This window comes from Caballeronia choica (assembly GCF_001544535.1).
In the GTDB taxonomy this organism is placed as follows: domain Bacteria; phylum Pseudomonadota; class Gammaproteobacteria; order Burkholderiales; family Burkholderiaceae; genus Caballeronia; species Caballeronia choica.
This window is the reverse complement of the sequence record NZ_FCON02000136.1, coordinates 1-20,696: the sequence shown is the minus strand read 5'-3', so window position 1 is coordinate 20,696 and position 20,696 is coordinate 1. Positions and strand designations below refer to the sequence as shown.

Below are 20,696 nucleotides of genomic sequence, written 5' to 3'. Positions count from 1 at the left end.
GACATTGCAATTTATGAACCCAGCTGAAAAGCTGGCGGAAACGTTGGGTGTTGCGTCGACCGGTTGAATTCGCCGCTTCCCACCGCCAATGCTTGCCATGCGCCGCCAGCCCGTTATGTCGGAGTGGTCCAACCGGGGGAGTGTCGTTAGCGGGGTTTCCCCGTTGTTGGCATGTAGAAAAGGCGCGCACGTCGCACCGCTACACGGAGTGGAACAGCAGTCATTCATCCGTCCCGGCACTTCGTGCCCGACGACAGGTCTGTTAACGGTGGTGAATTGAAGCGTCAGCAAGCACAAACGTAGCGAGGTAACGATGGGTTTTAGCTTTACCTGACGGGTGAGCGCGTAGCGCGAGGCCGGATGAATGACTGCTGATCCACTCTGTATAGCGGTGCGACGCGCGCGCCTCTTCTACATGCCAACAACGCAAAAACCCCGCTGACGACACTCCCCCGGTTGGACCACTCCGAGGGAGCGGTCTAGTGGCGACTGGCAAGGATTGGCGGTGGGAAGCTGCTTTCTTTGCTTACTTTCTTTGCAGCAGCAAAGAAAGTGAGTCCCGCCCCGGACAGGGGCAGAGCAAATAGACCACTAAGAAAACAAGTTCCATGGAAGCCTGGGCGCATCAAACGGTGTTCCCCACCCACCAACCTCCAACCCCCAACCCCCCAAAGCGCCAGCGATCACCTACCCCTTGCTATCCCGCTCCACGATCCACTCATGCTTCGGATCGTTCTTGAAGTGCCACGTGCGCTTGTTGCCGGCCATCACGTTGAGATAGTAATTGTCATAGCCATAAGGCACGACGACCGGATGATAGCCGCGCGGCACCATCACGACATCGTGGTCCTCGACGGCCATCGTCTCGTCGAGATCGCGCTCATCCGTATACACGCGCTGGAACGCGAACCCCTGCGGCGGACTCAGCCGGTGATAGTACGTTTCCTCCAGCGAGCTTTCCACGGGCACGTTGTCCTTGTCGTGCTTGTGCGGCGGATAGCTCGACGCATGTCCCCCCGGCGTCTTCACCTCGACGACGAGCAAGCCTTCCGCCGGCTCGGTCTGCGGAAGAATGTCGCAGACGTAGCGCGTGTTCGCGCCTTTGCCGCGCGTCGAGCGCGTCATCTGCGAAGGCTCGATGAGCCGCGGCGGATACTTGCCGGTCGCCGGCGCACTCGCGACGCCGATCTCGCTCTCGCGATCCGCGCGCACGATCGCCGCGAGCTTCGGCGGCAAATAGAGCGCATACGGCGCGGTGTCCTCGAAGACGCTGTCGCGCTTGCCGATCGACTCCCAGCGCTGATCGCCCGCTTCGATCGTGACCGTGCCCGTCAGCACGACGATGCACACTTCGCGCTCCGCTTCATAGACGTGCACCACGTCGCCGCCATCGAGCCGATAAGCGGCGAATCCGACATGCTTCCAGCCGGCCGAATCCGGCGTCACGCGCGCGATGGTCTGGCCTTCGCGCGAAGCCTTGACTAGCAGACTCATGCTGCCTCCTTGAGGTTGTCGTCCACCAGCGAGCGCAGCGTGCGATAGCCCTTTTCGGCATACGCGTAGCTCGGCGCGATGATGGGGTCCTGTTCCGCTTCCACGACGAGCCAGCCACGATAGCCGTGGCGCTTGAGGCGCGCGATGATCGACGGGAAGTCGACCGTGCCGTCGCCCGGCACGGTGAATGCGCCGTTGATCACCGCATCGAGGAAGCTCCAGTTGCGGTTGCGTGCCATTTTGATGATCTCGGACCGCACGTCCTTGCAATGGACGTGGCACACGCGGTCGATATGCCGGTCGAGAAACGTCAGCGGGTCGCCGCCCGCGAACGTGATGTGGCCCGCATCGAACAGCAGGCCGACATCGGCGCTCGTGAGACTCATCAGGCGCTCGACATCGGCCGGCGTCTCGACATACGCGCCCATGTGATGATGGTACGCGACGCGCACGCCGTGGCTCAACGTGTACGCGGCGAACTTGTCGAGGCGTTCGGCGTATTCGCTCCACTTCTCGTCGGAGAAAAAGCGCGGACGCTGATAGAGCGGCTGCGGCGAACCCTGGATCGAATTCGCCACTTCGCCATACACCATGACCGTCGCGCCGTTTTTCGCGAGCAGGTCGAGATGCGGCCCGACGGCGGCGATCTCGTCCTCGGCGCTGCGCTCGGCGAGCCGCCCCGAGTACCAGCCCGATACCAGCGCGAGATCGTATTGCGCGAGCAGCGTCTTCAGCGCCTCTGGCTCGCGGGGAAACTTGTTGCCCAACTCGAAGCCTTCATAGCCGATGCGCCGACCTTCCGTCAGCGCGACATCGAGCGGCGTTTCGCCACCGAGCGAGGGCAGGTCGTCGTTCATCCACGAGAGCGGGTTGATGCCGATGCGTACGTCGAAAGTCGTCATGGAAGGTTTCCTTGTTCCCTGTTCCTTATTGGCTTGTGCTGGTCGAGCGGGCGGTGAGCGCGCGTTCATAACCCGCGCGCGCGTTGCGCACCGCTTCGCGTTCCGATACTTCGGGCACCGCGACTTCCCACCACCAGCCGCCTTCTTCCGTGGGCCGCGCGGGATCGGTGTCGATGCTGATCAGATAGCTTCGATCGGCGGCGCGGGCGCGCTGCATCGCGGCTTCGAGTTCGCCGATGTTCGCGACGTGCTCGGCCGTGGCGCCGAGCGCGCGCGCGTGCATCGCGAAGTCGATCGCGGGTGCGCCTTGCGGGCCTTGCCTGCAATCGTCGATGAGGTTGTTGAACGGCGCGCCGCCGCACGCTTGCTGCAGGCGGTTGATGCACCCATAGCCGCGATTGTCGAGCAGCACGACGATCAGCTTCGCGCCGAGCATCACCGACGTGGCAAGCTCGCTGTTCATCATCAGGTAGCTGCCGTCGCCGACGATCACGATCACCTCGCGATCCGGCTTCGCGAGCTTCACGCCAAGGCCGCCCGCGATCTCATAGCCCATGCACGAGTAGCCATATTCGACGTGATAGCCGCCCGGCGTGCTCGTGCGCCAGAGCTTCTGCAGGTCGGCGGGCAAGGTGCCCGCCGCGCACACGACGATGTCGTTCGCCGCCGACTGTGGATCCGAACGCTGCACGGCGCCGATCACATCGGCTTCGCGGGGCAGGAGGCCTTCATGGGGCGTGCCGGTGACGCTCGCAACGGTCGTGCGCCAGTCGTCGGCGAGATGATGAGCGCGCGTGGTCCATTGCGGCGCGGCGCGCCAGTCGCCGAGTGCCGCGCTCAACGCATCGAGCGCGAGGCGCGCATCGGATTCCACGGCGATGCCGTCTTGCTTGAGCGCATCGAACGCGTTCGCATTGATGCCGATGAGACGTGCCTGTGCGAAAAGCGTGTTCGAACCCGTCGTGAAGTCCTGCAGGCGTGTGCCGACCGCGAGCACGCAATCGGCGGCATTCGCGAGTTCGTTCGCCGACGACGATCCCGTCACGCCGATCCCGCCCGTGTTCAACGGATGATCCCAGGCGAGCGCGCTCTTGCCCGCCTGCGTCTCCGCGACCGGGATGCCATGCCGTTCGGCGAACGTGCGCAGCGCATCGGTGGCGTCGCCGTAGAGCACGCCGCCGCCCGACACGATCAACGGCTCATGCGACTCGCGCAAGGCGGCGGCCGCCTGCTCGATTTCCTGTGCGACCGGCGCGGGCGCGTGAAACGACACGGCGCGCGGTTCAAAGAAAGCAGCGGGGTAATCGTAGGCCATCGCCTGCACGTCTTGCGGCAACGCGAGCGTGACCGGCCCGCACAGCGCCGCGTCGGTCAGCACGCGGATCGCACGCGGCAGCGCGCTCAGCAATTGCGCGGGATGCACGATGCGATCGAAGTAGCGCGATACGGGCTTGAGTGCATCGTTGGCCGAGAGCCCGCCGTCCTGCAAGTCCTCGACTTGCTGCAGCACCGGATCGGGCGCACGCGAAACGAAGATGTCGCCGGGCAGCAGCAGCACGGGCAACCGGTTCACATGCGCAAGCGCCGCGGCGGTGACGAGGTTCGTCGCGCCCGGCCCGATCGAGGTGGTGACGGCCATCAGGCGCCGGCGGAAATTCGCCTTCGCATACGCGATGGCGCTGTGCGCCATCGCCTGCTCGTTGTGGGCGCGCCAGGTCGGCAATTCCTCGCGATGCTGGTAGAGCGCCTCGCCGATCCCCGCGACGTTGCCGTGTCCGAAGATCGCGAAGACGCCGCCGAAAAGCGGTTCGCCGGAGACGGTGCGAAGCGCCGCGAGATAGCGAACGAGCGCCTGCGCGGTCGTGAGGCGGATCGTTCCGGCCGTGGCCTGTCTGGCTTCGGTCTGCATTGCGCGCTGGTTCATGCTGCCTGCTCCTGTTTCGCGTGCACGCCGGTTTCGGCGCGCGCCGTGCGCCATGCGTCGATCAGCGTTTCGAACGTGCGGCGCACGCGCGCGATCAATTCCTTGTCGTCGATCTGGCCGGCGAGCCACGCATGGCTCGGCTCGTGAAAGATCGTGCGCCCGACCGTGAAGCCCCGGCAAGTGCTCGATGCCGCCGCCGCCTTGAAGCCGTCGCAAAGCTGGTCGACCGCCGCCGACAAGCCCAGCAGCACGACACCCCGGCAAGCGGGATCGCGCTCGGCGATCAGCGCATCGATCGCGTGCCATTGCTTCGCGCTCATCGGTTCGAGCTTCCACCATTCCGGATAGATGCCGAGGTTGTAGAGCCGCTTCAATGCACGATATACCGTATCGTCCGCGACTGCCGGACCGTTCTTCGGCACGATCACTTCGAGCAGCAATTCATGGCCGCTCGTCTGCACCGCGTCGTAGAGCGCGCGAATCTGCGCTTCCTGTTCGAGCCGCAGTTCGTGCGGATGATCGGGATGATATTGGACGAGGCACTTCGCGACATGCTCGCGCGGCCATTCGATCAGCGTCGAGCCAATCGAGCGGCCGTGATCGAAGACGAGCGGCATCGATCCCGGCAACTCGACCGGACGGCCGATCCACCAGCCGCGTCCAGTCGCGGCATTCAACGCGTCCTGACCGTAACGGTCGTCGATCAGAACGCCGATGCGGCCGGCAAGGCCAAGCTGCTGTTCCGTCTGCGCGACCGCTTCGACGAAGAGGCCCTTGAGCGTCGCGATACGTGTTTCATCGGCGCCGGTTTGCTGGGCGAGATCGAAGAACTGGTTGCGATGATCGAATGCGAAGCCGAGCACTTCGTCCCATTGCTTGCGGTTCGGGCTCACGCGATGCAGGCGCGCGAGCGTCGCGTCGCGATCGGGGCGCCGCATGCGGGCGGGGTCTTTCTTCGCTTCGGCGAGGAAGTAGTCGAGTTCGGCGGGCGTCGGCATCGCGGGTGCGCAACCATGCCGCGAGACGACCAGCGCGCCGCTCGCGTTTGCCGTGCGCGCGCAGGCTTCGAGCGGTTCGTCGCGCAGCCACCCCGAGAGAAAGCCGGACGCGAACGCATCGCCCGCGCCGAGCACGTTCAGCACTTCCACTTCGACGCCGCCGTGAATCGGCGCATCGTCGATGGAAGCGGGCACCGCGCCTTCGATGATCGAGCAGCCGAGCGGGCCGCGCTTGACCACGAGCGTCGCGCTCGTCACCGCGCGCACCATCGCGAGCGCATCGATCAACTGGTCCTTGCCGCCCGCGATGCGGAACTCCTCTTCCGTGCCGATCACGAGGTCGATCAGCGGCAGGATGCGTTGCAAGTGCGCCGTTACGCTTTCGTCCGCGATGAAGCGCGTCTCGCCGTCGGCCTTGGCCGTCAGACCCCAGAGCACCGGCCGGTAATCGATGTCGAGCACCGTGCGCACCTGGTTGCGCCGCGCGTAGTCGAGCGCCCGCCGGCTCGTGCGGTTGACCTGCTCGGTCGAGAAGTGCGTCCCCGTGATCAATAGCGCTTTCGACGACGCGATATACGCTTCATCGAAGTCGGCTTCGTCGACGGCCATGTCCGCGCAATTCTCGCGATAGAACACGAGCGGGAACGTATCGCGGTCCTCCAGGCCGAGCAGCACGAGCGCGGTGAGCCGTTCGCGATCGACGCGCACGTGGCTGACATCGCAGCCTTCGCGTTCGAGCGTCTCGGTGAGAAAGCGGCCCATGTGATCGTTGCCGACACGTGCGAGCATCGACGACTTGAGCCCGAGCCGCGCGCAGCCGAACGCGATGTTCGCCGACGATCCGCCGAGATACTTGGCGAAGCTCGACACGTCTTCGAGCCGCGCGCCGATCTGCTGCGCGTAGAGGTCGACCGCGAGGCGGCCGAGGCACACGATGTCGCGCGTGCGGCCGGGGGCAAAGCGAGTTTCAGGTTTCACTGGCATGTTCTCGTCCTCAGATCGTCGCGCCTTCAAGCTCGCCGATCATCTTCTGCATTTCGGCGCCGCCTGCCATCATGTCGAGCACTTCGTTCTTGGTGATCGTGTCCTTGGTGTAGGTGCCCATCGACTTGCCGCGATTGAGCAGCGTGAACGAGTCACCGATCGGATATGCGTGGTGCACGTTGTGCGTAATGAAGATCACTGAGATGCCTTTGGCCCGCGCCGTATGAATCAGGCGCAGCACGTTGAAGCTCTGCTTGACGCCGAGCGCGGCGGTCGGCTCGTCGAGGATCAGCACGCGCGCGCCGAAGTGAATGGCCCGCGCGATCGCGAGACATTGCTTCTCGCCGCCCGACATCGTGCCGATCGGCTGATGCGGATCGCGCACGTTGATGCCCATCTCGGCGAGCTTGCCGCGCGAGGTTTCGGCGGCGAGGTCGAGGTCCATCACGTTGAAGAGGCCGAAGCGCTTTTTCTGCGGCTCGCGCCCCATGAAGAAATTGCGCGCCACCGAAAGGAGCGGCACGAGCGCCAGGTCCTGGTAGACGGTCGCGATGCCGAGGTCGAGCGCTTCCTTCGGCGACTCGAAATGCACCGGCTTGCCATCGACCAGGTATTCGCCGGAAGAGGGCGTATGCACGCCCGCCAGCGTCTTGATGAGGGTGGATTTGCCCGCGCCGTTATCGCCGAGCAGGCAGTGCACTTCGCCGCGCCGGAGCCTGAGCGTGACGCCGTTCAATGCGATGACCTTGCCGAAAAACTTGCTGACGTTTTCGAGCGCGAGGATGATGTCTTCGTTCATGAATGTTCTCCTGTCGACCAGAGTTGGCGCTTTAGCGCCTTACTCTGGTCCCATGCAACTTGTTTGCGCGTCGCTCATTGAGCCTGTGACACGCGACGGCGCACGTAGTGATTGAACAGCACGGCGATCAGCAGCATCACGCCGAGGAACACGCGGAACCAGTCGGAGCTCACGTTGGTATAGGTGATGCCGATCTGCACGACGCCGAAGATCAACGCGCCGAAGCATGCGCCGATCACCGAGCCATAGCCGCCCGTCAACAGCGTTCCGCCGATGACCGCCGCGATGATCGCCTCGAATTCCTTCTGCAGGCCGCGATCCGCCGCCGCCGAACCGATGTCGCACACCTGCAGCACGGCGAACAGGCACGAGCAGAACGCGGTCAGTACAAAGAGCGAAATCTTCACGCGCTTGACCGGCACGCCGACATTCTTCGCGGCATTCGCATCGCCGCCGACCGCGAGAATCCAGTTGCCGTAACGCGTCTTAGCGAGGATGAACGCGCTGACCGCGGCGAGCGCGAACCACCAGAGGATCACTTTCGGAATGCCCGGCACGAGTGGCTCGCCGCTGTCGAGCAGCTTGCCGATGCCCACATGTCCGAGCCACGTGAAGAGTCCGTGGAACGCTACGCCATGAAACAGCGTGTTCGTGATCCAGTCGTTCTGCGCGAGATCGCCGACCCCGGAGATGATCGTGCGATCGGCGAACATGATCGAGAGCGCGAGCGTGAGCCCGCGCAGGATGAAGAGGAACGCGAGCGTGACGATGAACGACGGCAGGCGCGTCTTCATCACGAGATAGCCGTTCAGCGCGCCGAGCAGCATCGATGCCGCGAACGCGAACAGGATCGCAAGCCAGATCGGCCAGTGGAAATACACCGACGGCAGCGCGACCATCATGCCCGCGAAGCCGATCATGGAACCGATCGACAAGTCGAACTCGCCGGCGATCATCAACAGACACGCGCCCACCGCGAGCAGCCCGAGATAGGCCGCGACCTGCGACCAGTTCATCACGCCGTCGAGGTTGAACATGCCCGACGAACCGGCGCCAATCCCGAACACGACGAACACGAGCACCGTGCCGGAGATCGCGGCGAACTCCGGCCGGTTCAGCAAGTGGCCGAACCATGATTGACGCCGGACGCGCTCATCGGATGGCCTGGCTTTTTCTTCCGCGTCGGCGGTCTCCTGTGGCTTTGCGTGTTGAGGATAGTGCTTGCCGGCTACGCCCATGATTGCTCCTTGATGCACGGTTTGACGCATGTTCGATGCGCGAGCGCCGTCCGCGCCGTGAATCGACGCAGGTGCGCTGTGATGGCAGAAGAGATGAGAGCGGGCGGCGGGGCTCGGCCGCCGCCCGAAGAAGGTCAGCGGTGCGTCTTAACGATATTGACCCGCGTACTTCACGACCTTGTCGAGATTTTCCTTAGTGATGAAACCCGGGCCCGAACGGATGTTCTTCGGCCCGTACGACGGCTGCAATCCGTAAGTTTCGAGGCGTGCCTTGAACTTCGGATTGGCTTCCAGGATCTGGCGGATCTTCACCGGATCGGTGGTGTGGTCCTTCTTCACGATCGCCAGCACCGCGACCGGGATATAGCCCTGCAGGTACGGCTGCTGGTCGATCGCGAACTTGATGGTGCCGTCCTTGATCCCCTTCGCGATGTCGTCGGAGAAGTCGAAGGTCACGAAGTAGATCTTGTTTTGCAGGCCCATCTGCGTGACGGTCTTGAGCGTCGCCGAGGCGGGCGTCGGTCCGAGCGTCAGGATGGCGTCCGTGTTCGGATGGTTGCGCAGATACGCGCCCACTTTCGACTGGATTTCGGTCGGGTCCTGGCCGGAATCGAGCGTCGCGGCCTTGTAGTCGACGCCGAGCGCATCCGCGAAACCGCGGCAGCGGTCGAACGAGACCGTGTTCGTCGCGATGTGGTTCACGCACAGGAACGATTTCACGCCCGCGGCTTTCGCCTTCTCGCCCGCCGCCTTGCCCGCCACGTATTCCGGCTGGCCGATATGCATGATCGCGCCGAGTTGCGCGCTCTGTTCCTCGGTGCCGGAGTTGATCGTGACGAGCGGAATCTTCTTCGCCGTGACCTTGCCGAGCGAGCTCTTGAGCACGTCGAAGTCGGCGATGGTGGTGATCACGCCGTCATAGTTGCGCGCCGCAGCCTGTTCGATCAGCCGCGACATGTCGGCGATGTCGCCATTCGGCGGATTGCGATAGTCCGTCTGGACGTTGAAATCCTCGTCTGCCTGCTTGATCGCGTTCTTGATGGTGTTCCACCAGGAGTCGGAATCCGGTGCATGGCTGATCAGGACGAACTTGGCATCGGGCGCGGCAAGCGCCGCAGTCGACGTCATTGCTGCGGTGCCGCACAACGCGGCGGCAGCTACCAGCGCGGTGAGCGCGGTCCGGCCGTTGAAAAGTCTCATTTGTCTCCACCTATCCAGGTTGTTGTTGTAAGCAAGCGCCATCTCGATGCCGCTGCTCAGGACCAAGATTAGGACAAGTTCCGGCGCTCTGCAACAGAAATTTTATGCGTCGAGTAAATGGAAAAATCATTCCAATTTGTAAATCCGCTCCCTATAATCAGCACCATCGAAGCGCGCGAAGAAGAGCCTCCCATGCAGGAAGAAACCAGCACGGACGTGCAGAACGTCGACGAACTGATGCAGCGGATCACCGAGGCTTACGACACGCTGCCGCGGCAGTTGAAGAGCGTCGCGACGTATATCGAGCAGCATCGGTCGAACGTGATGATGGATCGGACGAGCGATATCGCGAGCGCGTGCAGCGTGCATCCGTCGGCGGTCGTGCGCTTTGCGCAGCGTTTCGGGTTCTCCGGGTTCTCGGATCTTCAGGCGGTGTTCAAGCAGGCTTACGCCGGGCAGAGCGGCTCGCCGCAGAGCTATCAGCAGCGCATCAGGAAGCTGATCGACGAAAAGGCGGGCAAGGTGTCGGGCGTGTCGGTGGCGCGCGAGTTCATCGCGGCGAGCCGCACGGGCCTCGACGAACTCGAAGCAGGCCTCGACGACGAGCACTTCGAAGCCGCCGTGAAGATGCTCCAGCAAGCGGAGAACATCTACGTGATCGGCGTGCGGCGCTCGTTCGCGGTGGCGAGCTACATCGTCTATGCGTTGCAGCATACGAAGAAGCGCGTGCACCTCGTGTCGGGCTTCGGTGGCATGTATCGCGAGCAGATTCGCAGCGTGAGAAAGGGCGACGTCGTCGTCGCGATCAGCTTCGCGCCGTACGGCAAGGAGACGCAGTACTGCGTGCGCGCCGCGCAGCATCACGGCGCGAAGACGCTCGTGATCACCGACAGCCAGCTTTCGCCGCTCGCGCGTCACGCGAGCGCGCATTTGTTCGTGAAGGAGGGGAGCGCGTTCGCGTTCCGCTCGCTCACGAGCACCATTTGCCTGTGCCAGGCGCTCTTCATCGCGCTTGCGTACCGGCTGGAATTGAATGTCGAGGAATCCAAGGAGACAGGTGGCTATGACGATTGATGTGGCGGTTTTTGGTGCCGGGCGAATCGGCAAGATTCATGCGGCCAATCTCGCGCGGCAGCCGGGCGTGCGGCTGAAGTACGTCGTCGACGTGAACCGCGAGGCCGCGGCCGCGCTCGCCGCGCAGCACGGCGCGCAGGTTGCGGACGTCGATGGCGCGATGGGCGATGCATCGATCGGTGCGACAGTCGTGTGTTCGAGTACCGATACGCACGCTGACCTGATCCTGCAATCGGCCGCGCAGAAGAAGCACGTGTTCTGCGAAAAGCCCGTCGACCTGACGCTCGCGCGCGCCCGCGCCTGCGCCGATGCCGTCGCGAAGGCGGGCGTCGTGTGCATGATCGGCTTTCAGCGGCGTTTCGACCCGACCTTCGCGGCGGTGAAAGCGCGCGTCGACGCGGGCGAGATCGGCGAACCGGAGATGCTCGTCGTGACGAGCCGCGATCCGGGCGCGCCGCCCGTCGAATACATCAAGCACTCGGGCGGCATCTTCAAGGACATGCTGATCCACGACTTCGACATCTTCCGCTGGATGCTGGACGACGAAGCCGACACGCTGCACGCCACCGGCAGTTGCCTGTCCGACCCGGCGATCGCGGAAGCGGGCGATATCGATTCGACCGCCGTCACGATCCGCACGAAGCGCGGGCGGCTGTGCCAGATCAACACGGCGCGGCGCGCGGCGTATGGCTACGACCAGCGCTTCGAACTGCTCGGCAGCGCGGGCATGCTGCAGGCGGGCAATGTGCGGCCGACCGAAGTCACCGCCTACTCGAAGACGGCCGTATCGAGCGATGTGCCCGAGGCGTTCTTCCTGGAGCGCTATCGCGCGGCGTATGCGCTCGAAATCGCGCATTTCTTCGCTGCCGTGACCGAAGGCAAGCCGGTGCGCACGACGGTGGCCGATGGCCTGAAGGCGCTCGAACTCGCCGAAGCGGCAACGCTCTCGTGGCGCGAAGGGCGGATCGTGAAACTTGGGGAGAACGCCGCATGAGCGCGCCGGTGCGGGTTGGAATCGTCGGCTTGGGGCGGCTCGGGCGCCGGCATGCGGAAAACCTCGCGTGGCGCGTGCCGGGCGCCGCGCTGGTGGCGGCGTGCAGCCCGGTTGCGGAAGAGCGCGAGTGGGCGCGCGCGAACCTGCCCGAACTCGCGCTTCACGACGACTACGAGACATTGCTCGCCGACAAGTCGATCGACGCCGTCTGGCTCGTCACGCCAACCTCATTGCATCCGGCGCAGATCATCACCGCGTTGCGCGCCGGCAAGCACGTGTTCTGCGAAAAACCGCTGTCGCTCGATCTCGACGAATGCGATCGCGTGATCGAGGAAAGCGCGCGTCACCCGGAATTGCAGGTGATGATCGGATTCGTGCGGCGCTTCGATCCGAGTTATCGCGACGCCTTCGAAAAGGTCGGGAAGGGCGCGATCGGCAGGCCGTTCATGGTGCGCTCGCAAACCTGCGACAAGAACGATCCCGATGGTTTTTTCGTGCGGTTCGCGCCCACCTCGGGCGGCCTTTTCCTCGATTGCAGCGTCCACGACATCGACCTTGCGCGTTGGCTTCTCGGCAATCCCCGGCCGAAGCGCGTATTCGCGAGCGGCACGATCGCGATTCACGAAGGACTGCGCGAATGCGGCGACATCGATAACGGCGTCGGCATCTGCGAATTCGAGGACGGGCGGCTCGCGGTGTTCTACGCGTCGCGGACGATGGCCCACGGTCACGACACGCAGACGGAAGTGATCGGCACGAGCGGGATGCTGTCGGTGGGGCACAATCCGCGCCTGAACCGCGTGGAGATCGCCGATGCCGGCGGGGTGCGCAACGACTGCGTGCCGACCTTCTTCGAACGTTTCGAGGAGGCGTTCCTGCACGAAGCGCGTGCATTCGTCGAGGCGCTGCGGGGCGGGGCGCCGACCGGCCTCACGCTCGCGGACGCCCGCGAGGCGACGCGGATCGGCATTGCGCTGCGCCAGGCGTTCGAAAGCGGGCAACCGGTGGAGCTTCAGGCGCTGCGGTAGAATTCAGGTCTCAGAATATCCAGGCAAACCGAAGGCTTACCCGATGCAAGTTCCGATGCAGGTTCACAAGGAAGTCGATGCGCGCGGGCTCAACTGTCCGCTGCCCATCTTGCGTGCAAAGAAGGCACTCGCGGACATGGAAAGCGGCCAGATCCTGAAAGTGCTGGCAACCGATCCGGGTTCGCAACGCGATTTCGCCGCGTTCGCCAAACAGACCGGCAATGAGATCGTCGAATCGACGGCGCAGGACAAGACGTTTGTTTTTCTGATGCGCCGCCGCTGACGCTTTTTGGACGTTTGACGTTTGACGCTGCAAATGAAAAATGCCCACGATGCGGATCGTGGGCATTTTTTTCGACCGCGACGTCATGCGCTGCGGTCGATCCGAAGCCATCAGCCTTCGAGCACCGGCTTGCGCGTCTTCAGGTATTCCTCGAAATCCGCGGCGACTTCCGGATGGCGCAGCGCGAATTCCACCGTCGCCTTCAGGTAGCCGAGCTTGCTGCCGCAGTCAAAGCGCGTGCCGTGGTACTTGTACGCGAGCACTTGTTCGTCGGCGAGGAGCGACTGGATCGCGTCGGTGAGTTGCAGTTCGCCGCCCGCGCCGGGCTTGATGGCACGGATATGGTCGAAGATGCGCGGCTTGAGCACATAGCGCCCGACCACGCCCAGATTCGACGGCGCCACTTCCGGTTCCGGCTTCTCGACGATGCCCGCGAGCTTGAAGATGTTGTCTTCCCACTCCTTGCCGTCGATCACGCCGTAGGACTTCGAGTCCTGCGCCGGGATTTCTTCGACGCCGATCACCGAACTGTGATAGTGGTCGAACACCTCGATCATCTGCGTCATCACGGGCGGCTTGCCGTACAGCAAATCGTCCGCGAGGATCACGGCGAACGGGTTGTCGCCGACCAGCTTCTCGGCGCACAGCACCGCATGGCCCAGGCCGAGTGCCTCGGCCTGGCGCACATAGAAGCAATCGACATGGCTCGGCTTGATGCTGCGCACGAGTTCAAGGAGCTTGTCCTTGCCGCGCGCTTCGAGTTCGGCCTCGATCTCATAGGACTTGTCGAAGTGATCCTCGATGGCGCGCTTGCTGCGGCCCGTGACGAAGATCATTTCGGTGATGCCTGCCGCCATGGCTTCTTCGACCGCGTACTGGATCAACGGCTTGTCGACCACCGGCAGCATTTCCTTCGGGCTGGCCTTGGTCGCGGGGAGGAACCGGGTGCCGAGACCTGCAACGGGAAAAACCGCTTTAGTAACTTTTAGCATGGAGTGACCCTGATCCTCTTAATCGTGGTGAAACGTCGAGCAAATGTCGTGACTCTGTGCCCGATCAAGCAGGCAGACGCAATAATTGCGCCTGAAGCTTCTCGATAGTCGTTTCGTATTCTGCCAGCCTTTTGCGCTCCTGTTCAACGACAGCGGCCGGCGCTTTTGAAACAAAGCTCTCATTTCCGAGCTTGGCGTTACATTTCGAAACCTCGTTCGTCAGGCGGTCGACTTCCTTCGACAGACGCTCGCGTTCCGCTGCAACGTCGATTTCGACTTTCAGGACCAGCTTGTTGGCGCCGACGATCGCGACCGGCGCGCCGTGCGCCTGGGCGTCGAGCGCGGCTTCGTCGGCGATGATCTGCACGTCCGACAAGCGCGCGAGTGCCTGCACATAAGGCGCGAACTCCGTGAGACGCGCTTCGTTGCCGGTGGCGAGCAAAGGCACCTTCACCGCCGGCGACAGGTTCATCTCGCCCCGCAAATTACGACACGCATCGATCACGGCCTTCAGTTCGGCCGCCCACTGTTCCGCGGCTTCATCGATCTTTTCCGGCTGCGCCTGCGGATAGCGCTGCACCATGATCGATGCTTCGCCTTCCTTCGCTTCCTTCGGATAAGCGTCGGTCAGCGGCGCAACTTTCTGCCACAGGGCTTCGGTAATGAACGGGATCACCGGATGAGCGAGGCGCAGCACGGTTTCCAGCACGCGCAACAGCGTGCGGCGCGTTGCGCGCTGCTGTTCCGGCGTGCCGTTCTGGATCTGCACCTTGGCGAGTTCCAGATACCAGTCGCAGTACTCGTCCCACACGAACTTGTAGATCGCGCTCGCCACGTTGTCGAAGCGATAGTCCGCGAAGCCCTTTTCAACTTCGGCTTCCACGCGCTGCAAGAGCGACACGATCCAGAAATCGGCCTGCGAATAATGCGTGTAGCCACCGGGGCCGCAATCGCCCGGCGCGCATGCGCCGGGTTTGCCGAAGCCGCAGTCGTGGCCTTCGGTGTTCATCAGCACGAAGCGCGTCGCGTTCCAGAGCTTGTTGCAGAAGTTTCGGTAACCCTCGCAGCGTGCCAGATCAAAATTCACGTTGCGACCGAGCGTTGCCATCGACGCCATCGTGAAGCGCAGCGCATCCGTGCCGAACGACGGGATGCCTTCGGGGAATTCGCGGCGCGTCTTCTTTTCGATCTGCGCGGCCTGCTTCGGATTCATGAGGCCGGTCGTGCGCTTGGCGACGAGTTCGTCGAGCCCGATGCCATCGACGATATCGATCGGATCGAGCGTGTTGCCCTTGCTCTTCGACATCTTCTGGCCTTCCGCATCGCGCACGAGGCCGTGTACGTAGACGGTGTCGAAGGGCACCTTGCCCATGAAGTGCGTGGTCATCATCACCATCCGGGCGACCCAGAAGAAGATGATGTCGAAGCCCGTCACGAGCACCGAGGACGGCAGGAACGCCTGCAATTCCTTCGTCTCGTTCGGCCAGCCGAGCGACGAGAAGGGCACGAGCGCCGACGAGAACCACGTGTCGAGCACGTCGTCGTCACGCTTGAGCGAGCCTGTGTAGCCTTGTTGCTGCGCTTCGGCGCGCGCTTCGTCTTCGGTCTTCGCGACGAAGATTTCGCCGTTCTCGCCGTACCACGCCGGAATCTGGTGGCCCCACCACAACTGGCGCGAGATGCACCAGTCCTGGATGTTTTCGAGCCACTGGTAGTAGGTGGTCGTCCAGTTCTCCGGCACGAACCTGATCTCGCCGCTGCGCACGACGTCGAGCGCCGTTTCCGCGATCGACTTGCCCGGATTGAACGTGCCTTCCGGCGCCGGCTTGCTCATCGCGACGAACCATTGGTCGGTGAGCATCGGCTCGATCGCGACGCCCGTGCGGTCGCCGCGCGGCACCATCAGCTTGTGCGGCTTGACGGAATCGAGCAGGCCGAGCGCCTCCAGGTCCGCGACCACGAGCTTGCGCGCCTCGAAGCGATCCATCCCGCGATACTTTTCGGGCGCGTTGTCGTTGATCTTCGCGTCGAGCGTGAGGATTTCGATCTGCGGCAACTGGTGGCGCTGGCCGACCTGATAGTCGTTGAAGTCGTGCGCGGGCGTCACCTTCACCACGCCCGTGCCGAATTCGCGGTCGACGTAATCGTCGGCGATGATCGGGATCTCGCGATTGCTCAGCGGCAGCGTCACCGTCTTGCCGATCAGGTGCGCGTAGCGCTCGTCCTCCGGATGCACCATCACGGCGACGTCGCCGAGCATGGTTTCGGGGCGCGTCGTCGCGACGGTCAGATGGCCCGAGCCGTCCGGCAGCGGATAGTTGATATGCCAGAGGTGGCCGTTTTCCTCCTCGCTGACCACTTCGAGATCGGACACCGCCGTGCCGAGCACCGGGTCCCAGTTCACGAGCCGCTTGCCGCGATAGATCAGGCCCTGCTTGTAGAGCGTGACGAACACGTCCTGCACGGCGGCCGACATTTTGTCGTCCATCGTGAAGTATTCGCGCGACCAGTCGATCGAGGCCCCGAGGCGCCGCACCTGGCTGGTGATGGTCGAGCCGGATTCCTGCTTCCACGCCCACACGCGCTCGAGGAACGCCTCGCGGCCGAGATCATGACGCGAGACGCCCTGCGCATCGAGCTGACGTTCGACGACGATCTGCGTCGCGATGCCCGCGTGGTCCGTGCCCGGCAGCCATAGCGTGTTTTCGCCGAGCATGCGGTGATAGCGCGTCAGCCCGTCCATGATGGTCTGGTTGAACGCGTGGCCCATGTGCAGCGTGCCGGTGACGTTGGGCGGCGGCAGTTGGATCGAAAAATTCTTCGCGCCTGGCGTGAAGGCCGGCGCGGCATAACCGCGTTTTTCCCATTCCGGGCCCCACTGGGACTCGATGTTCTGGGGCTCGAAGCTCTTCGCAAGCGTGCTGTCGCTCATTGTGGAATCTGCCGAAAAATGCGTGAAAAAATGCGGGTGAACAGCGAATTATAAGGTTTTACAACGGGCGCCGGACGAATTGGCCGGGCCTGGGTCGGGCGTGGCGCCGACGTCGCCATCGGCGCGGTCTTATAATGTTCGACCCACCGGAAGACTCTCCCCATGCCCGATTTGCTTGCCAATCTGAATCCCGAACAACTCGCTGCCGTCACGCTGCCGAACGAGCCGGCGCTGATCCTCGCGGGCGCCGGCAGCGGCAAGACGCGCGTCCTGATCACGCGCATCGCGTGGCTGATCCAGCAGGGCTACGCGTCGCCGCCGACCATCCTCGCCGTCACCTTCACGAACAAGGCCGCGCGCGAGATGATGGCGCGGCTTCAGGCGCTCTTGCCGATCGACACGCGCGGCATGTGGATCGGCACCTTCCACGGCCTGTGCAACCGCATGCTGCGCGCGCATTTTCGCGACGCCGGCCTGCCGCAGACCTTCCAGATCCTCGACACCGCCGACCAGCTTTCCGCGATCAAGCGCCTGATGAAGGGCCTGAACATCGACGACGAGAAGTATCCGGCGAAGAACCTCCAGTACTTCATCAACAACGCGAAAGAGCAGGGCTTGCGTCCGAAAAGCGTCGATGCAACCGATGCGTTCAACCGCAAGTTCGTCGAGCTGTACGAAGCCTACGACCAGCAATGCCAGCGAGAAGGCGTGGTCGATTTTCCGGAGCTGCTGCTGCGCTGCTATGAGCTGCTCGCGCACAATCCGCCGCTGCGCGCGCATTATCAGGCGCGCTTCAGGAACATCCTCGTCGACGAGTTCCAGGACACCAACAAGCTGCAATACGCCTGGCTCAAGCTACTCGCGGGCGAGCACAACGCGATTTTCGCCGTCGGCGACGACGACCAGTCGATCTACGCGTTTCGCGGCGCGAATGTTGGCAACATGCACGACTTCGAGCGCGAATTCAGGGTGCGGAACCTGATCAAGCTGGAGCAGAACTACCGCTCGCACGGGCATATTCTCGACACGGCGAACCTGCTGATCGCGAACAATTCGCGACGGCTCGGCAAGAACCTGCGCACCGATGCCGGTCACGGCGAGCCGGTGCGCGTCTACGAAGCGGCGACCGATTCGCAGGAGGCGGGCTGGATCGTCGAGGAGATCAAGGCGCTGATCAACACCGGCCTCGCGCGTGGCGAGATCGCGGTGCTGTACCGGAGCAACGCGCAGTCGCGCACGATCGAGCACACGCTCGTGAACGGGGGCATTCCGTATCGCGTGTACGGCGGCTTGCGGTTCTTCGAGCGGCAGGAAGTGAAGCACGCGCTCGCGTATCTGCGTCTGATCGACAACCCGAACGACGACACCGCGTTCGCCCGCGTCGTGAACTTTCCGACGCGCGGCATCGGTGCGCGCTCGATCGAGCAACTCGCCGACGCCGCGCGTCTCTACAACTGTTCGATGGCCGTCGCCGTGCCTTACGTGACGGGCAAGGCCGGTTCGAGCCTCGGCAGTTTCGCGACGCTGATCGCGAAGATGCGCGCTGAGACGCAGCAGATGAGCCTGCCCGAGACGGTCGAGCACGTGATTCGCGCGAGCGGGCTCGCCGCGCATTACGAAACCGAGCGCGAAGGCCAGGACCGGCTGGAGAACTTGCAGGAAGTGGTCAACGCGGCGGCGGCGTTCGTCAGTGAAGAAGGCTACGGACTCGACACGCCCGCGCGTTCGATCCCGCTGCGCCCGGGCGCGACGGCGGCGCCGGAAATCGCGCTCGCCACCGACGATCCGGGCGTCGACGTGCTCGATGCCGCAGATCTCGCCGATCCCGCGCAAAACCCCGACACGATGACGCCGCTCGCGGGTTTCCTGTCGCACGCATCGCTCGAAGCCGGCGACAACCAGGCGCAGGCCGGCCAGGACGCCGTGCAGTTGATGACGGTCCACGCGGCGAAGGGGCTGGAATTCACGGCGGTGTTCATCACCGGGCTGGAAGAGGGCTTGTTCCCGCACGAGAACAGCGCGCAGGAAACCGACGGGCTGGAGGAAGAGCGGCGGCTGGCGTATGTCGCGATCACGCGGGCGAAGGAGCGGCTGTATCTGTCGTTTGCGCAGAGCCGGATGCTGCATGGGCAGACACGTTACAACATCCGCTCGCGCTTCTTCGACGAGTTGCCCGAAGGCTCGCTCAAGTGGCTCACGCCGAAGGTCGAGGCGGGCGCGCGCTGGGGCGGCCGACCGGATAACGCCGGCTGGGGCCGCGACTGGTTCGCGCGGCCGGGCCGCGAGCGTTCGTCGTCGTCGTCGGATTACGTGAATCCGGATGCCGGCGCGCCCGTGCCGGCGTTCGCCAACACGCAGCGCGCGGCCGATACCGGCTTCAAGGTCGGCCAGGCTGTGTTTCACACGAAGTTCGGCGAGGGCATGGTGACGGCGCTCGAAGGCTCGGGCGGCGATGCGCGCGCGCAAGTGCGCTTCAAGCGTCACGGTGAGAAGTGGCTCGCGCTGGCCGTGGCGAAGCTGCAGCCGGTCGAATGACGATGCTTGGAATCATGGCGGCGCTGCCGCAGGAACTCGGCGATCTGATCGCCGGGATGCGGGCAGCCGGTGACGTAGAGACGCTGACGCTGGGCCAGCGCGAGTACTACGTCGGCGAGGCGCACGGCGTGCGCTGTGTCGTGACGCTCGCGCGCATCGGCAAGGTCGCGGCCGCGACGACGGCGAGCGCGCTCATCCATGTGTTCAACACGGATGCGATCGTGTTCACCGGCGTCGCGGGTGGCGTGCACGCGGATGTGCAGGTGGGCGATATCGTCGTCGCGGATACGCTCTTGCAGCACGACCTCGATGCGTCGCCGCTGTTTCCGCGCTTCGAAGTGCCGTTGCTCGACAAATCGCGTTTCGATGCGTCCGCCGAGCTGAGCGCGGGGCTCGTCAGCGCGTGCGAAGCGTTTCTCGCCGAGCAGGGCGACGCGCTGCAGGGTCAGTTTGCAGTGGTTCGTCCGCGCGTGCATCGCGGGCTGGTGGTGAGCGGCGATCGCTTCATCGCGAGTCACGAAGCCGTGCTCGCCCTGCGCGACGCGCTGCCCGATGCGCTCGCCGTCGAAATGGAAGGCGCCGCGCTTGCGCAGGTCTGCTACGAGTACGGCGTGCCGTGCGCGGTCGTGCGCACGATTTCCGATACCGCCGATGCTGCCGCTCCGGCATCGTTCGCCGAATTTCTCACGGCGATTGCCGCCACCTATTCGTCGGGCATTCTGTCCCGCTTCCTGCGCTCCCGCATCTAGTTCGCGCTGGCTTCCAGACCTTCTGATCGTCAAAAAACCCGCTTGTAGTTGAGAATGATTCTCAATACAATAGTTCGGACGACAGGAGGCCACCATGGCAAACGCGCCAACCCATTCCGCCGCTTTGACCGAACCCGAACCCGAACGCGCGTCGCCGGTGATCTCCGCGAACGCGGCGAAGGTGCTCGAAACGACGCGTCGCGCGTGGCAGACGCACGCGCTGCACGCGCCTTCCGAAAACAAACGCGCCGCGAAGACGAAATCGTCGAAAAAACGCGTCTCGCCGCGCCGGTCGCAGTGGGTAAACCTCGTCGCCGCATTGAATTACTGGAGCCCAAAACCGCTGTGATTGCTTCCGACCTCAGTCCTGAATGCGCGACGACCCAAGATCGAAAGGCCCCCGACCAACCCATGCACGATGCCAGCCGTTTCCCGCTCGTGCGCTTGCGTCGGCGCGCCGTCAAACCGGGCTACGCATTCGCGTGGCGCGCTGAAATGCAGCGCCTGCTCGCGTTGAAGACGCCGTTCGTCATCGTGTGCGAGCACGCCGCCGACGAAACCACCGACGAC

16 protein-coding genes are annotated in these 20,696 nt (G+C 63.9%); 7 read left to right on the top strand and 9 right to left on the bottom strand.

What is annotated here, in order from left to right; genetic code table 11:
• Positions 1-687: 687 nt before the first annotated feature.
• The 7 genes from iolB to AWB68_RS34570 form a co-directional block, all read right to left on the bottom strand.
• On the bottom strand, positions 688-1,494 hold the full coding sequence (iolB, locus tag AWB68_RS34600; RefSeq protein WP_087648779.1) for a 5-deoxy-glucuronate isomerase: 807 nt from the start codon (positions 1,492-1,494) through the stop codon (positions 688-690).
• Positions 1,491-2,396 carry a myo-inosose-2 dehydratase gene (gene iolE / locus AWB68_RS34595; RefSeq protein ID WP_087648778.1) on the bottom strand — a complete coding sequence of 302 codons (906 nt, stop codon included), beginning with the start codon at positions 2,394-2,396 and terminating at the stop codon, positions 1,491-1,493. Before iolE ends, iolB begins: the two co-directional genes overlap by 4 nt.
• A gap of 25 nt (positions 2,397-2,421) precedes the next feature.
• Complete coding sequence (gene iolD, locus AWB68_RS34590) at positions 2,422-4,320, bottom strand: 3D-(3,5/4)-trihydroxycyclohexane-1,2-dione acylhydrolase (decyclizing) (protein WP_087648777.1); 1,899 nt, start codon at positions 4,318-4,320, stop codon at positions 2,422-2,424.
• Positions 4,317-6,302, bottom strand: coding sequence for a bifunctional 5-dehydro-2-deoxygluconokinase/5-dehydro-2-deoxyphosphogluconate aldolase (locus AWB68_RS34585; protein ID WP_087648776.1), 1,986 nt, complete (start codon positions 6,300-6,302; stop codon positions 4,317-4,319). The genes iolD and AWB68_RS34585 overlap by 4 nt, the downstream gene beginning before the upstream one ends.
• Before the next feature lie 10 nt (positions 6,303-6,312).
• Positions 6,313-7,101 carry an ATP-binding cassette domain-containing protein gene (locus AWB68_RS34580; protein WP_087648775.1) on the bottom strand — a complete coding sequence of 263 codons (789 nt, stop codon included), beginning with the start codon at positions 7,099-7,101 and terminating at the stop codon, positions 6,313-6,315.
• Positions 7,102-7,175: 74 nt separating this feature from the next.
• Positions 7,176-8,339, bottom strand: coding sequence for an ABC transporter permease (locus AWB68_RS34575; RefSeq protein WP_087648774.1), 1,164 nt, complete (start codon positions 8,337-8,339; stop codon positions 7,176-7,178).
• 147 nt (positions 8,340-8,486) lie between these two features.
• A complete protein-coding gene (locus AWB68_RS34570; RefSeq protein WP_087648773.1) occupies positions 8,487-9,539 on the bottom strand; it encodes a sugar ABC transporter substrate-binding protein in 1,053 nt (350 codons plus the stop codon).
• 192 nt (positions 9,540-9,731) lie between these two features.
• Between AWB68_RS34570 and AWB68_RS34565 the strand changes: the two genes are divergently transcribed.
• The 4 genes from AWB68_RS34565 to AWB68_RS34550 are packed head-to-tail and all read left to right on the top strand — an operon-like array spanning position 9,732 to position 12,918.
• Positions 9,732-10,613, top strand: coding sequence for a MurR/RpiR family transcriptional regulator (locus AWB68_RS34565; protein WP_087648772.1), 882 nt, complete (start codon positions 9,732-9,734; stop codon positions 10,611-10,613).
• Positions 10,603-11,607: an inositol 2-dehydrogenase gene (gene iolG / locus AWB68_RS34560; RefSeq protein WP_087648771.1), complete on the top strand. Its 1,005-nt coding sequence runs from the start codon at positions 10,603-10,605 to the stop codon at positions 11,605-11,607. The genes AWB68_RS34565 and iolG overlap by 11 nt, the downstream gene beginning before the upstream one ends.
• A complete protein-coding gene (locus tag AWB68_RS34555; protein WP_087648770.1) occupies positions 11,604-12,635 on the top strand; it encodes a Gfo/Idh/MocA family oxidoreductase in 1,032 nt (343 codons plus the stop codon). Before iolG ends, AWB68_RS34555 begins: the two co-directional genes overlap by 4 nt.
• Positions 12,636-12,690: 55 nt before the next feature.
• Positions 12,691-12,918 (top strand): sulfurtransferase TusA family protein, encoded by a 228-nt coding sequence (locus AWB68_RS34550; RefSeq protein WP_062637362.1) that lies wholly within the window; start codon positions 12,691-12,693, stop codon positions 12,916-12,918.
• 110 nt (positions 12,919-13,028) lie between these two features.
• Here AWB68_RS34550 and galU read toward each other — a convergent pair whose 3' ends face one another.
• Together galU and AWB68_RS34540 are read right to left on the bottom strand one after the other, a co-directional pair.
• The gene (galU, locus tag AWB68_RS34545; RefSeq protein ID WP_087648769.1) at positions 13,029-13,910 is read right to left on the bottom strand and encodes a UTP--glucose-1-phosphate uridylyltransferase GalU; all 882 of its coding nucleotides are present in this window, start codon (positions 13,908-13,910) and stop codon (positions 13,029-13,031) included.
• A gap of 64 nt (positions 13,911-13,974) precedes the next feature.
• On the bottom strand, positions 13,975-16,842 hold the full coding sequence (locus tag AWB68_RS34540) for a valine--tRNA ligase (RefSeq protein WP_087648768.1): 2,868 nt from the start codon (positions 16,840-16,842) through the stop codon (positions 13,975-13,977).
• A 162-nt stretch (positions 16,843-17,004) separates the two neighbouring features.
• Here AWB68_RS34540 and AWB68_RS34535 point away from each other — a divergent pair, with 162 nt between their 5' ends.
• The 3 genes from AWB68_RS34535 to AWB68_RS34525 all read left to right on the top strand — a co-directional run bounded on the left by AWB68_RS34535 (position 17,005) and on the right by AWB68_RS34525 (position 20,475).
• Complete coding sequence (locus AWB68_RS34535; RefSeq protein WP_087648767.1) at positions 17,005-19,377, top strand: UvrD-helicase domain-containing protein; 2,373 nt, start codon at positions 17,005-17,007, stop codon at positions 19,375-19,377.
• Positions 19,374-20,126 carry a 5'-methylthioadenosine/adenosylhomocysteine nucleosidase gene (locus AWB68_RS34530; protein ID WP_087648766.1) on the top strand — a complete coding sequence of 251 codons (753 nt, stop codon included), beginning with the start codon at positions 19,374-19,376 and terminating at the stop codon, positions 20,124-20,126. Before AWB68_RS34535 ends, AWB68_RS34530 begins: the two co-directional genes overlap by 4 nt.
• Positions 20,127-20,220: 94 nt before the next feature.
• Positions 20,221-20,475 carry a hypothetical protein gene (locus tag AWB68_RS34525; protein WP_087648765.1) on the top strand — a complete coding sequence of 85 codons (255 nt, stop codon included), beginning with the start codon at positions 20,221-20,223 and terminating at the stop codon, positions 20,473-20,475.
• Positions 20,476-20,696: the final 221 nt, after the last annotated feature.